The 13939-nt window shown below is 66.3% G+C and carries 9 protein-coding genes, 1 tRNA gene and 1 pseudogene; 8 read left to right on the forward strand and 3 right to left on the reverse strand.

Annotated features, from left to right (window positions below; all coding sequences use genetic code 11):
• Positions 1 to 3582: an AMP-binding protein gene (locus tag PXK01_RS01210; protein ID WP_274858525.1), complete on the reverse strand. Its 3582-nt coding sequence runs from the start codon at positions 3580 to 3582 to the stop codon at positions 1 to 3.
• Between the two features lie 92 nt (positions 3583 to 3674).
• Here PXK01_RS01210 and PXK01_RS01215 point away from each other — a divergent pair, with 92 nt between their 5' ends.
• Together PXK01_RS01215 and PXK01_RS01220 are read left to right on the forward strand one after the other, a co-directional pair.
• Positions 3675 to 4595 (forward strand): formylglycine-generating enzyme family protein, encoded by a 921-nt coding sequence (locus PXK01_RS01215; RefSeq protein ID WP_274858527.1) that lies wholly within the window; start codon positions 3675 to 3677, stop codon positions 4593 to 4595.
• 3 nt (positions 4596 to 4598) lie between these two features.
• Positions 4599 to 5420 carry an aldo/keto reductase gene (locus tag PXK01_RS01220; protein WP_274858528.1) on the forward strand — a complete coding sequence of 274 codons (822 nt, stop codon included), beginning with the start codon at positions 4599 to 4601 and terminating at the stop codon, positions 5418 to 5420.
• Positions 5421 to 5437: 17 nt separating this feature from the next.
• Here the strand turns inward: PXK01_RS01220 and PXK01_RS01225 are convergent, their stop codons facing one another.
• On the reverse strand, positions 5438 to 5761 hold the full coding sequence (locus tag PXK01_RS01225) for a hypothetical protein (protein WP_274847961.1): 324 nt from the start codon (positions 5759 to 5761) through the stop codon (positions 5438 to 5440).
• Positions 5758 to 6585 (reverse strand): hypothetical protein, encoded by an 828-nt coding sequence (locus PXK01_RS01230; protein WP_274858529.1) that lies wholly within the window; start codon positions 6583 to 6585, stop codon positions 5758 to 5760. The genes PXK01_RS01225 and PXK01_RS01230 overlap by 4 nt, the downstream gene beginning before the upstream one ends.
• Before the next feature lie 659 nt (positions 6586 to 7244).
• Here PXK01_RS01230 and PXK01_RS21975 point away from each other — a divergent pair.
• From PXK01_RS21975 to PXK01_RS01260, 6 genes and pseudogenes are all read left to right on the forward strand, one after another.
• Positions 7245 to 7928, forward strand: a pseudogene (locus tag PXK01_RS21975) (metallopeptidase TldD-related protein); the annotation flags it as partial.
• Positions 7929 to 8146: 218 nt separating this feature from the next.
• Positions 8147 to 8374, forward strand: coding sequence for a hypothetical protein (locus PXK01_RS01240; RefSeq protein ID WP_274847958.1), 228 nt, complete (start codon positions 8147 to 8149; stop codon positions 8372 to 8374).
• Positions 8375 to 8798: 424 nt separating this feature from the next.
• Complete coding sequence (locus tag PXK01_RS01245) at positions 8799 to 9629, forward strand: hypothetical protein (RefSeq protein ID WP_274858532.1); 831 nt, start codon at positions 8799 to 8801, stop codon at positions 9627 to 9629.
• Positions 9623 to 11254, forward strand: coding sequence for a hypothetical protein (locus PXK01_RS01250; RefSeq protein WP_274858534.1), 1632 nt, complete (start codon positions 9623 to 9625; stop codon positions 11252 to 11254). Before PXK01_RS01245 ends, PXK01_RS01250 begins: the two co-directional genes overlap by 7 nt.
• Entirely contained in the window at positions 11251 to 13509 is a 2259-nt protein-coding gene (locus PXK01_RS01255; protein WP_274858535.1) for a penicillin acylase family protein, read from the forward strand. The genes PXK01_RS01250 and PXK01_RS01255 overlap by 4 nt, the downstream gene beginning before the upstream one ends.
• A 194-nt stretch (positions 13510 to 13703) precedes the next feature.
• Positions 13704 to 13793: transfer RNA gene (locus PXK01_RS01260), tRNA-Ser, on the forward strand.
• The last annotated feature ends 146 nt before the right edge of the window (positions 13794 to 13939 follow it).

Below are 13939 nucleotides of genomic sequence, written 5' to 3' on the forward strand. Positions count from 1 at the left end.
CTATTTCAGGATACCGCTCAGCCGCGCCGCGGGATCGCGCGGGCTGAGCGGCATGTAGCAGGCGCCCGTCTTGGCAATCGCCAGCATCGCCCCAAGGTAAGGCGCGCCGCGTGCCGCGCGCAGGGCCACGATGCGCCCCGGACCGGCGCCAAGCTCCGCCAGGGTGTCGGCCAGGGCATTGGCATAGCGGTTCAGCGCCCCATAGCTCCAGACCTGTGCGCTGTCGCGGATCGCGATGGCCTCGGGATCTTTCTGCACATGATCTTCGAAACGTAGACGGAAATCCACGGCACAGCCCGTTTCCGCACCCAGTGCCGCACGGCGCCAGGCCTGTTCCTCGTCGGCGCGCATCAGGGGCAGATCCGCCGCCAGGCGGTTCGCGTCACAGGCAATGCCGCGCAACAGCGCCTCGAAGGCGCGCGCAAAGCCCGTGACGGTCTCCGGATCGAACAGGGCGCAGTCATATTGCATGGCTCCCAAAAGGGCTCCGTTCTGTTCCGAGGCCATGGTGCAACTTAGATCAAACTGTGTGGCCCCCGTTTCCACCGCCATGGTGCGCGCCTGCAGGGGGCCAAGCGACAGCGCTCTTCCCTCGGCCAAGCCAGAGGTCGCCAGGGCCGCCTCTCCCGGAAGGCCTGAGCCATTGTAATTGAACACGCTTTGAAACAGGCCGCTGTGACCATCGCCGCGGTCCGGGGCCACGGCGGCGGCGATATCGGCCAGTGGCAGCGCCGCGTGCTCCAGTAGCCGCTCGATCCGGCAGGTGGTCTCGGCCAGGTATTCCGCGAAGGGCTGGGTCAGAGCCGAGCGGTCCCGCAGCACGCCGAGGTTGACCAGATAGCCCACCACATCCGCCTCAAACCCATGGCGGCGATTGGCGCATGGCACGCCGACAAGCACCTCATCCTGATCCGTGGCCCGGCGCAGGAACAGCGCCCAGGCGCACAGCAGCAGGTTGTGCAGCGTGGTGCCTGCCTCTGCCGCCACCCCGCCCAGCGCCTGGCCGACCTCTGGCGGCAGCCCGAATGGCAGCCGCGCGCCCCGGAAGGCCGGGCGCGCGGGGCGCAAACGGTCATGGCCCAGACCAAGATGCGGCAGGTCACCGGCCAGTTCGTTCCGGTACCAGTCCAGCGCCCGTTGCGCCTCGGGGCCCGCGCACCAGGCGGCTGCGGCCCGCAAATGGTCCTGATATCCCGCCCGCAGCGGCGGCAGCGCCTTGCCGTTCAGCAGCAGGGACAGCTCTTTCACCAAAAGGGCCAAGGACCACAGATCGCAGACCGCGTGATGCACCGAGATGAGCAGCACATGCTCTTCTGTGCCCAAGTGAAACAGATCGGCCCGCAACAGCCGGTCCTGGCCCAGATCGAAAGGGACCCGGGCACGTCGATCGAGGGCCGCCTGAAGCTCTGCCGCTGTCCAGCCCGTTGCCTCGTGCACAGCGAAATCGCATCCGCACCCCTGCGGCTGCAGACGGGGCTGCACGCCTGCATCGGTCAATTCCAGATTGATGCGGAGCTGTTCGTGCCGATCCGCCAGCGTTTCGATCGCCGCGCGCAGATCCTCGGGCGCCAGGTCCCCGTCCAGCCGCAGGGCTTCGGCAATCGTATAGGCAGCATTTGGCGAGGTCAGATCCTGAAACAGCCACAGCGCCTTTTGATTGGATGACAGCCGGGGGGCTGCCCCGTCCTGCGGGATCGCTGCTGCGGGGGCTGCCGCCTCGAGACGCTCAGCCAGCATGCTGATATCCGCAACCCCCAGGGCGTCCTCCAATCCCAATCGCAACCCCAGAACCGCCTCGATCTCATGCAGCAGCCGCACCGCCGACAGCGACTCCATCCCCAGATCCGCAAAGCTATGATCTGGGCGGACAGCCCCCGGCGCCAGGCCGCACCAGATCGCCAGTGCGCCGCACAGACGGTCCACCAGCGGCGCCGCGCCCGTCAGGGTCTCTGTCAGATCCCCCTGGGCCAGGGCGCTTTGGGCACGCAGCTTGAAACCGCCTGCCTCGTATCGTTCCACGGCCTCGGCCCGCCGGGGTTTGCCGCTGGTGGTGCGTGGCAGGCTGGCGTTCTGCAGCCAGAGGATTTCGTCCAAGGTGAGGCCAAAGCGATCAAGCACCGCCGAGCGCAGCCGCGTGGGCATGCCTGGCGGCGGCATGTGGGTGGTTTCGATCAAGGCCACCAACTGCCTGTCCGCCCCTTCCCCGGGCGCAATCACCATCACCTGCTGCCGCGCCAGATCAGGGTCGACCTCCGCCAGGGCAGCCTCGACCTCTCCCAATAGAACATTGCGGCCGCGCAGCTGGATCATGTCGTCCCGTCGCCCCAGCACAAACAGCCGATCGCCAAGGAAGGCACCAAGATCACCGGTGGCAAACCGCCCCTCGGCAAACCCCGGCTCCGTCTGCCCCCAATAGCCTCCGGCAAGGCTGCCCTTGGCGAGCTCGATCTCCCCCACCCGACCGGCAGGCAAAACGGCGCCGCTGTCGGGATCAAGAATGCGGATCTCGCTGCCAAGGCCCGGGGTGCCGGAGGAGACAAGCTCCTGCCCCTCGGCCGCAAGCTGCAGGATCCCCTTCTCCAGCGCGGTGGGATCAACAGTGATCTGATGCGCCCCCTGCCCGGCCCGCTCGGCTGCAACCAATAGCGTGGCCTCGGCCATGCCATAGCTGGGCAGGAAAGCTTCTGCGTGAAATCCCACCGGGGCGAAGCGCTCGGCGAAGCGGCTCAGGGTTTCCGGTCTGATCGGCTCTGCCCCGTTGAAGGCCGCGCGCCAGCTGGACAGGTCCAACCCGGCCAGCTCTGCCTCTCCGATATTGCGCCAGGCCAGGTCATAGCCGAAATCCGGCGCCCCACTGACGGTACCGCCATAGCGGGAAATGGCCTCCAACCACGCCGCAGGACGCCTGAGGAAGGTCTCTGGCGGCATCAGCACCGCGCGCCCACCGCTGAAGAGTACCTGCAGCACGCTGCCCATCAACCCCATGTCATGAAACAGCGGCAGCCAGGACACGATGGTGTCCCGATCGGTCATCGCGAACCGTTCGGTGATGGCGGCGGCATTGCGGGCGATGTCGCCATGGCGGATGCGCACCCCCTTGGGCCTGCCGGTGGAGCCAGAGGTATATTGCAGGAAGGCCAGATCCTCTGCGCGGGGGGCAGCCCATTGATCGTCGGGCCCGGCGACGGGAGAAATCCGCGTCAACCCGGCGGCGGTAACCAGACCTGCGGTGGCACGACCGATCAGCCCGGTGGCCGCGCAATCCTCGGCGATGGCGCGCAAACGCGCCCGGCGGATCGCGGCCGGGACCGGCACCGCGATCGCGCCTGCCTGCAGGCAGCCCAGGAAGCCCGCCACGAACTCGGGCCCGGTTGCCGCCATCAGGATCACCCGCGCGCCACGATAGGGGGCCAGGGCTGCGGCATATCCCGCCACGGCCGCCAGCAGCCCCGCCCGGCTGAAGGTCTGGCTCAGGCTGCCATCCGTCCCCAGGAACAGGAAGGCATCTTGATCGGGCGCTTCGGATAGAAACCGTGTCAGCGACAAGCATGCCACATCCTGCTGGTTTCGCAGTTCAGACAATCGACTAACCCTTTAAAACGCAGAGCTTGACTTAAAATGATGATCTCTCTTAGCTACCGTATGACACGAACCACCTCATAGGCAAACGCATTATGCGGGAATTTGGCGCAGACATAGACTGGATCACCATTCCCGGTGGCGCCTTCATCATGGGCAGCGATGATCCGGCGCTTGAGGCCAATGTCCACCCCGCACACCGGACCGAAACCGGCCCGTTCCAGATCGCCCGATCGCCGCTGACCGTTGCCGGTTTTGCCCGTTTCGTGAAGGCGACGGACTTCAGGACTGAGGCCGAGCAGGACGGCTGGAGCCAGGTCTGGACCGGGCAGATTCCCGAAGACGTCTGGCCCGACAACGATACGCTCTGGGTCCAGATGGAGGGCGCCTGCTGGCACCGACCGCGCGGCGACGACGATGTGCGCGCCAAGGCGCTGCACCCGGTCACCCACCTGTCCTACCGGGATGCCACAGCCTATTGCGACTGGATCGGCGCCCGTCTTCCGACCGAGACGGAATGGGAGCTTGCCGCCCGTGGTGCGGATGGGCGGCGCAACCCCTGGGGCGATGCACCACCGGGGCCCGCGGACTGCAATTGCGCCATGCAGGTTGGCGACACCACGCCCGTGGGCGCCTTTCCAGCCGCCACCAGCCCCTTTGGATTGCTGGACGCGGTGGGCAATGCCTGGGAGTGGACCTCGTCGCGCTATCTTGCCTATCCCATCCCCGCCTCGGAAGAGGAGGGCCGGATCCCGGAGGAGTTCATCGACGACATGATGGCGGAGTTCGCTATTCATGCGGGGGTGGAAGACATGGTCACTGAGATGCGCGAGACCGGCCAACTCCCCCAGGCCTTTCGCGCATTGATCAATCAACTGGATATCGGGGTGATCCGGGGCGGCTCCTTCTATTCCAATTGCGAACCGCCCGAGCGGACCCATGTCACCTGCCGGGTCTATGCGCCGCGCAACTACCGCTGTTTCGATCTGGGCCTGCGCCCGGCGCGGGACGTCTGAGCGATGCGCTGCACCCGGTTCGGCTCCACTGGCATCGATCTTCCCGTCATTGGCCTTGGCACTGCGGAATTCCTGGGCGGCGCCGGGACAATCGGTGCCGCCTTGGATGCAGGCATCCGATTGATCGACACCGCCGAAAGCTATGGCACCGAGCAGCAGATCGCCTCCGCCATTGCCAAGCGCCGCGCCGAGGCTTTTGTCGCCACCAAGGTCTCTGCCGCCAATGCCCGCCCCGAGGATCTGACCGCCGCCGCCGAGCGCAGCCTGCGCGCGCTGAAGACAGACCATATCGATCTCTATCAGTTGCACTGGCCCTCGGAGAGCGTGCCGCTGGCGGACACCCTCGGTGCCATGGATGAGCTGGTGGATGCGGGCAAGGTGCGCTTCATCGGGGTTTGCAACTTTTCCCTTTCCCTGCTGCAACAGGCACGGGATCTCAGCCGTCACGGCATTCAAAGCAACCAGTTGCTACACAACGCGGCGCAGCCCTTCTGGGAGACCGGCCTGCAGGACTGGTGCCAGGCACACCAGCTGTCCCTGATCGCCTACAGCCCGCTGGCCCAGGGGATGGAGACCTTGCTGGCATCACCTGCCGGTCGCGCGCTGCAGCATTGGGCCGATCGGCTGGACAAGACCGCTGCGCAGGTCGCCCTGGCCTGGTGCGTGAACCGGTCTGACAATCCTGCGGGGGTGATCGCCATCCCCAAAAGCCGCAATCGCCGCCGTATCGCGGAAAACGCCGCCGCCGCCGGTCTGCAGCTGCCGACCAAGGCGCTGGCCGAAATCAACGCTGCGGCGGGGATTGCAGCGCATCCGAAGGCGTGAGCCTTGGCCTCGTGGCCCTACAGCTCCAGCACGCTCATGAATTCAACCCCCATGTCCCGAAGATCGGCAAGCGCTGCACAAAGCGGGTGATCCCCCAACCGTTCAACCCGCCAGACGAGCACCAGGTTGATCTCCCCTGCCCTGGCGGCGCGCAACACCGCGGCCACATCGCTGCCGGTCACCACGGACTGCATGCCATGGCTTTCCGCATAGCTGCGCAGGGGGGGTTCGTCGCCAGGACTGGCCAGCCAGAGCATCGCCCGCACCGCACTGCCATCACGGGGCCGATAGCGGAAATCCATGCTGGTGTCGCGGGCTGTGCCAGGCGAATGCTCGGTCATGGTACGGGCAGCCTCAGCTCCAGGGTGGCAAAGGCCATCCGCATGCCCATACGCTCCGCGTTACGATGGGTGGTGCTGCCGAATTCGCAATCGGTCAGCGCCCAAAGACAGCCCGCCTGGCGCGCGTCCCACATCCGCTGCGCCATCAGCGCCTGCTGGGCGCCCCGGCAACGCAGCTCCGGCAGGGTATTGGCATTTCCCATCCAGGCGATCCCGTTGGAGATGAAACTGCTGGCCATGGCCGCCGGCCGCCCATCAAGGTCCGCAATATAGAGCGCAAAATCCGGATGCAGATGCGCCGCGCGCCGCAGATCCCGCACCGCCTGTTCAATGGGATCATCCGGCGTTTCCCAAAGATCGAACACCGTATCAAGATCCTCCGCCCCGGCGCGCCGGATCGCAATCTTTGCCTTGGGCGGCTCTGCCATGATGCAGGTCCGTACAAAGAACCAATCCTGCGATACCAGCGCAAAGCCGCGCCCGGCCAGGGCCTCCATCACCTCGGGCGTGGCCCGCTCCGGCGTCAGCGTCAGATGGCAGTCCCGCCCCGCCTCGTGATACCAGGCGATGACCTCCTCCAGCCGCTCCAACCCGGCGTCGGACAGGCCTATCACGCGGTTGTAATAGGACGCCTCCCGGGTGAGATCCCGCATGCCGCAGATCCCGGCACCAAAATCGCGGGTCACGAATTCCCCCTCCGCCTCGCGCAGGGAGCGTTCGGTGTTGAAACGGGTAAAGTCCCGATCCGCCAGATCAAAGCGCAGAAAATCCTCGGCGCCAAAGGGATAGTACAGGCCATGCGCAGGGTTTTCAGACATCGGCATCCCGGCTTTTCCTCTTCGGATCCTGTGGTAACCTTCCGAATATGCACGATTCTCGCGTTGAAGGCGAACCCGAACACGCAGCAGTACTGCGGCCTGCGCCGCGCGCGGCCCAAGAGGCCGTCGCCGCAGCCAATGGCAGATCCGGCAGCGCATCCCTGTTTTGGATGAACGAGCGATTGCTGCGGCATGAGATCTCAGCGCGTCCGGGAAACCGACCCGAGACAGCAACGATCCATGAAGAGGTCACCGGCTTTGACCTCAGCCACCGGGCAGGCGTGTTGCGGCAAAGCCTGCAGCAGAGCACCCTGTCGGGGCAGGCGCTGGCGCAGGCCGTGGGCGAGATTGCCGGCACGGGCTATTCCAGTACCGCCGGGCTTGACGCCGACCTGCCAGCGCCCCGTCCCTCTGACGACAGTCGCGCCGCGTTGCAAGAGGTCTGGTCCCGGCTGGCGCCTTGGCCCGCGCATGTCATGCATCTCTCCTTGTCAACCGTCCTGCTGGATGGCTACAGGGGCTGCTGCCCGGCGCCCGGTGCGGGCGGAGTCTGGCCCCTGCGCTATCGCGCCCTGCGCCTTCAGGCGGTGCGCAGCGATGGCAGCGTGATGGTGCGCGAATGGCAGTTCGACAGTGAAACCGCCAATGACAATACCCTTATGCGAATGGCCGCGCGCCTGTCGCAGATCCTGCGCGACGATCCGCCAGAGAACTCCGGCCCAATCGGCCGCCTGCCGCTGGTCAGCGGCCCCGGCCAGGGCGCTGTGATCTTGCACGAATTGGTGGGCCATCTGTGCGAGGCGGATCAACGCGCCCGCGCTACAGTCCATCTGTCGCGCCTCGACGGGCTGCCGCCGGACCTGGTGATCCGGGACCTGCCGGATCTCGCCTTTGGGCCCGGTCACCTGCCGATGGATGACGAGGGGACAGCGCCCCGTTCTGTCACCCTCTGCGCCGAAGGCAGGCTAAGGGACAGCCTTTTTGATCGCGACACCGCGCAGGCCGCAGGCCTGCCCGCAACCGGCAACGGCAGACGGCAGGATTATCGCCACGCGCCAGAGCCACGCATGCGCAACCTTGCCGTTGCCGCAGGCACCACACCACAGGACGCCTTGCTCGACGGGATCGAGACCGGGCTGTGGCTTGATCAATGTGGTCCGGCCTGGATGGATGCAGGCGCTGACCGGTTCGGCATCGAGATCGCAGCAGGGCGGATGATCCGCAAGGGTCGGCTGGCCGAGCAGATCCGCGGCGTCAGTGTCACCGGCGCGGTCAGTGCTGCCTTGCGCGGGATCACCGCCATCGGAGACGAGGCACAGCTGTGCGACCAGGTGGTCCCCTGCGGCAAGGGCGGCATCCTTCGCACCGGCATCTCTGGCCCGGCGGTGCGTTTCAATGCGCTGCAGATCGGCTAGCCAAGCGATCCGCTCATCGCAAATCCGCTCCCTGTGACCGCAAAAAACGGCGCAACACCCCCATAACGTGCATTACCCCTTCGCTTTTGCGCAACTTTGCGGTATATTTGAGGTCATTAAAACAACCGAACTTTCAACCCAAAGAGAAACCAATGGCCAAAAACAAAGACACTGAAAAACTCACCACCAGCGAAGACATGCAGCGCGAGTTCGAGTCCATTCTTGATGACCTGTCCTCTGCTGCCGAAGGTATGCAGAAGGCCCGTGCGATGAAGGGCAAACACGCCCTGCAGTCGCTGGTAGACCTGCAAACCCTGGTCAAATTCCGCGACCTGGCATCGACCCTGCGCTCCACCGATCCCCGGATCATCGGTCAATAACGCCGGTTTGATGCTGTGCGGGCCCGCCGTTGCGGCGGGGCAGCCGGATTGCGACACCGCGTTCAGCCATTTGCTGGACGCGTTTGATCGCTACGGCCTCCTTTACGGCGCTGCGTTGTACCAGGGTGATTTATCCTGTGTGACCATGGGCGAGGCCCAGCTCTCCTTTACGAGCCGTAGGGTGGCAACCTTGGCCTTGGAGTTCCCCTGTGACGGGCAAAATGGCGCAATTCAACCGCTGCGTCTTAATCACCCCGCACCGGAAAATGAGGCGCAGGCACAGGCTGTTGTCAAAGACTGCCTGAATACCTTTGCTCGCCTTGTGTCAGAGACCCAGATACAGGCATCGACATTGGATCGGACGACAGCAAAGGGCTGGATACCCCGAGCGGGTCAGGCGGCTAGAGCGGGTCGGGCCTCATCAATGGCTGCAGCACCATCCGGTCGCGATCCGGCATATGCCCGCCCCCGTGGCACGCCGCCTGATCTGAGCCGCGCGGCAGAGGCCGGGTGGTGTTCGCACCCGCTCTCCCCGATGCCGGACAAACGCCAGATCGCGGCCCTGTTGCATCACGCCTATCCAGTGGCCGCGCGGGATCTGGGCCTCCTGGATCTGTGGCGGCACGTCCAAAATCAGCGGATCACCGTGGCCTGGAGCGGCACGCCCCCGTGGCATGGCGCACGTCAGCGGGTGCTGACCGGGGCTGAATTTGCGCCCCCCCGCGCATCTTCCGCCGAATGCGGCCTCAGCTGGCGCCACCTCAGGCCGGGGGATGATCCGATTGAGGATCTGTTCAAGGCCGCGGCGCCACATCTGGCGCTTTTGTCAGACAATGGTCCAGCGCAGAACTGTCATGGTGCCATCCGCCTGTCCGCCCATGTCTTGGCGCAGATTCTGGGCTGGCTTGGCCCCAGCGCCCTGACATTCCTGCCAGCCCAACCACCCGGATTGGGTGAGGGCAGCGCAGGGCCTTTGCCTGTCCCGGATCAGGTGACGGTGCCACCGGGAACCGCGCCGGCGAATTCCGTTGCTCCCCTCGCCCTGCATCTGAATGGGATCGAACAGGCCGCAGAAGCACTGCACCTGACTGCCGCCACACCGCAGCACGGAACCCGCCGGTTCCGTCTCTCCCTACACGACCTCGGCGACGCGCTGGCTGCTCCGGAGTGTCGCGGCGCCCTGCTGCAAGCGCAGCATCTGGATCAACAGGATTTCTATCTGCCGGATCTCGACGTGGTGACCACACCATGGTGACATCCGGGCGGTTGACCCTGCACCACCTGAGCGACGGCCCATCCGCGCTGGCCCCCTTCCCGGCTGCGGCCTTTGCAGCGCAGGACCAGAGCTGGCCCATGGACATGCTGCAGGCAATCGGAGATGGGCTTCTCTCTCCCCTGAACCTTGGGCTGGCGGCCCGTCTGCACAAGGGCGCCCTGGTCCTGCCCTGCCCCCGTCCCGACCTCGCCCCTGTCATCGAGGCTGGATTGAACGCGGTGCTTTGCGCATCACCCGACATGCGCCCGAAAGCGGCGCAAAGCGCAATGGGCCTGCTGCTGGCCCAATGGTGGAACCCGCGCGAGGCAACGCTTGTGGCACAGGCTGCCCTGGCGAAGGGCATACCTGTGCGCTGGCCCAGCGGCAACGGCAGCCACCTGGCCCTCGGCACCGGTCGTTTTCGCCGCCACATCCGGGCAGGCTACAGCGACAATGATCGCGCCCGCCCGGACAGCGACGACAAGCTTTCCAGCATCAGGGCCCTGGCAGACATGGGGCTGCCAATCCCGGGCTGTCACTGGGCGACGTCTCTGGACAAAGGCCAGAAGGCCGCCCGCGTGCTTGGCTTTCCGGTGGTGTTGAAACCCCGGGCAGGCGCGGCGCAGAAATCGGTCCATGTGAAGATCGGGGCGCCATCTGCACTTGCCACGGCCTGGCGCAGGGCTCTGGCGCAAAACCCGGAGGCTGACGGTTTCCTGATCGAGCGCCATATCGAGGGCACATATCTGCGAGCAACGCTGATCAACGGCCTGCTGGCGGCCTACGCCTCGGAGGTGCCGATGACCCGGGGCGATGGGACCACCCCGGCGGGGGCGCTATGTGCCCGCGCCCTGGGTTTTGAAACGGATTTCGACGCCTGCCCGGCAGAGGGACAAGAGCATATCGCCAACGTGCTGGCGCCGCAGGGGCTATCACCCAACTCAGTGCCTGACCCAGGGCAGATCTTTGCCGTCGGCTATGCCAGTGACGGGCAACCGGAAGACGTTGCAGATCGGCTGCACCCGCAAACCCGCCACGCCCTGCAGCGCATCGCCGAACGTTTTCCCAGCCCCGCCCTGGGTGTGGATCTTCTGCTGCCGGCCCCCAGCGCACCGCTCATGCCGCCTGCCGCCGTGATCGAGGTGAACTCTGCCCCCGGTTTTGCGATCCACGAAGATCTAACCCCTGGTAGCGGAGCCGACCTGGCCAATGCGCTTCTGGAGGCGCTGTTTCCCGGCCCGGTCCGTGTCCCGGTCCTCGCCTATCCGGCCGAGGCGCCGCACTGTCTTGCCCCGATCCAGACAGCGCTCGCGAGCGCCGGGATCTTGGCGGGCGGGATGGCGCAGGGACAGGTGTGGTTCGAAACACCGGACAGCGCCCTGCCTCTGACGCAGAGCATCGACGCCCTGTTGGACCGGCCAGATCTTTCTCTGTTCTGTCTGGGGCTTGGTACGGAGGCAAAAGGCGTGCCCCTGTCCCAGGTCGATACCTGCATTGGAGAAGACACCGATGCGCGCCTTGCGGCCTGTCATCTGTCTGCTCCCACGCCTGGGGCAGGCCCGCTGGAGATTGATCAGCTCGTGACCCTTGCCCGGACTGGCGTTCCCTCCGGACCTCAACGATGAAGGACCGGCTGCATCTTGCCCTGCTGCGCCATGGTGAATGGATCCTGGCGGCGATCGGCCTTGCCACGCTGGTTGCATCCGGCCCAGTGGCGGCTGGCCTTCTGGCCTGTGGCCTTGGTCTTGCGGTTCTTGGACTCTGGCGCTCTCCGGCGGGGCGGGTACAGCTCTTGGCCTATCTCGCCATGCGCCGCCGCCCGCTGCGCCGCCGCAACGCGACGATCCGCGCCGGTGTCAGCGCGCCGGTTGATGTCCGCTTCGACATCCACGCCCTGCCCACCATCCGCGCCCGAACCGAAACCGATGCCTGGCACGCCGCCGGTCTGGTCCTGGCAAGCGAGCGGTTGTTTCAGATGGATCTCGCCCGGCGACGCACCTCTGCCCGTTTGGCCGAACTGCTGGGGCCTCTGGCCTTGGACAGTGACCGAAAGACGGTGCGCCTCGGCCTGTCTGCCGCTGCAGAGGCGATGCTGCCGCGCCTGTCACCATTAGACCGCGCCCTGCTGCAGGCCTTCAGCGATGGGGTGAACGCCTACCTGACTGCCCCTGATGCACCGCTGCCCTTTGAGTACCGCGTCCTGGCCTGCAGGCCCGCCCCCTGGACCCCTGCGGATTCGCTTTCGATCCTGATCGGGCTGCATGTCGCCCTGGGCGAAGGGCCGGAGGCCGCGCGTATGCACCAGATCATGGACCAGACACTGCCTGCCGAAATACGTCGCTTCCTCAGCGGCCAGGATGCCAAGCCGCCGCTGGCCGCCCTGTCGGCACTTCTGGCCCGCCAACCCGCTGGCGCACCCGCTGCGCCGCTAACGGCGCCGCCAGCCGGAGCCGCCTCCAATGCCGCAGCACTCCCCGCTGGCGCCATGCAGGATGGAAAATCGGCGCTGATCAACGATCTGCACTTGCCCCTGACCCTGCCGGGGGCGCTGTTCATGCTGCAGATCGAGCTGCCCGACCAGCAGATGACCGGAGCGCTGTTCCCCGGGGTGCCGGTTCTGGTCGCGGGTCGATCCGAGCAGATTGCCTTTGGTGTCACCAGCCTAGCTGCCGTGACCTGCCGCGCGAGCGCACGCCATGGCCCGGCAACCTGCCACCCGGTGACGCTGCAGCAGCGGGGAGGTGCCCCGCAGGAGGCGGCCCTGTGGCTGGACGCGGGCTGGCCGGTGCCAGATGGCCCGGAAGGGCGCTGGCGGCTGCAGCTGGACATACTGAGACCCGACGGGATCGATCTGCGCCTTGCCGATGTTCTTGGGGCCACTTCGGTGTCCCGGGCGCTGAGCCACGCCGCGCAGGCGGCAGCCCCGCCGCTGGAACTTGTCGTGATCGACGCCCAAGGTCGTGCCGGACGCGGCGCCACCCGTTTCACAGCTGCCCCGCAGGAGGTGGCCAAGGCCACGGCCAACCGGCCACTGGTCTGTGCCAACGGGCCGCATCCCCTGTCCCTCAGCCCCTCGCACCCCGGTCGCGGTGAACGGTTCAAGGCGCTGCTGCGGGCGGACCGCCCGCTGACGCCCGAAACGCTGGAGGCCAGCGCCCGCGATCTGACCCTGCCGGTGCTGGAGGCCTGGCATGGCCTGAGCCTGGAAGCCGCCGCGCAGGCGGGCCTCTCGCCGAGCGATCAAGATCTGCTGAGGTCATGGTCGAAAACGGCGGATCCGGGCGACCGGGCCACGGCCTGGATCACGGCCTTTGCCGAACAGGCCAGGGCCCGCGTCCTTGGCACCTATCTCTGGCCCTGTGTGGCGGAAGATCCCGGTTTCATCCTGCGGCTGAATGATCTGGACAGCCCGGCCTTGGCTGTGATTGCCGCCCGCCCCGATCCGGTGCCCGGCGGACAGGCCGATTGGCCGACACTGCTGGCCGAGGCGCTGACCAAGGCCCGCAGGGCGTTGTGCGCCCGGCATGGCAGGCATGATCCACGCTGGGGCGCTGTCAACGCTCCGCGCCCGGCGCATCCGCTGTCACCGGCCCTGCCCCTGCTGGGTGCTGCACTGCGCTGGCCGAAGGGCGTATCTCCCGGCGCGGAAGGCGCGGTCTGGCGCACGACACCGGACACCAGCATTGCCCTGCGGCTGATGCTTCACGGTGGTCCCTCTGGACCGCTTCACTACCTGATACCGCCCGGACAATCAGGCTGGCCGCTGGATCCCGCCGCCCAAAGCCAGATCCGCGCCTGGCGGCAAGGTCGTGCCCTCCCCATGGGCCGTCCGGGTGTCGGCGGAGGGATCAGGCTGATCCCTGCCAAGGATCAGGACTGATCTGCAGGCCACGACACGCGCCCCCTGGCCAGTCGCACAGCTCTGACGTGAGGCGATCATGCCCCGCAATCCGGGCTATCCTCTCCCATTTGCGCACCCTGAAAACCGCCCTGATCGCGGTCGAAAAATGACTGAACTTTTTGCAGATTAGCCTCTTGCAATTTCCCCGGCGATCCGTCACATATCCGCCCCACGGAGAGGTGGCCGAGTGGTCGAAGGCGCACGCCTGGAAAGTGTGTAGGCGGGAAACCGTCTCCAGGGTTCGAATCCCTGTCTCTCCGCCATAACCCCCACAAATGAATAGCACCTATCGCGGCGACGCGCTGCACGTCTGCAAGACTGTCGCAAGCGCTGCGCCCCAGAACATCGCGCGGACGCTCTGTGCGACGCCCAGGCGATACGCTGATACGAACGGGCTGCCGGATCAGGG

The organism is Phaeobacter sp. PT47_59 (genome assembly GCF_028890025.1).
Classification (GTDB): Bacteria; Pseudomonadota; Alphaproteobacteria; order Rhodobacterales; family Rhodobacteraceae; genus Phycobacter.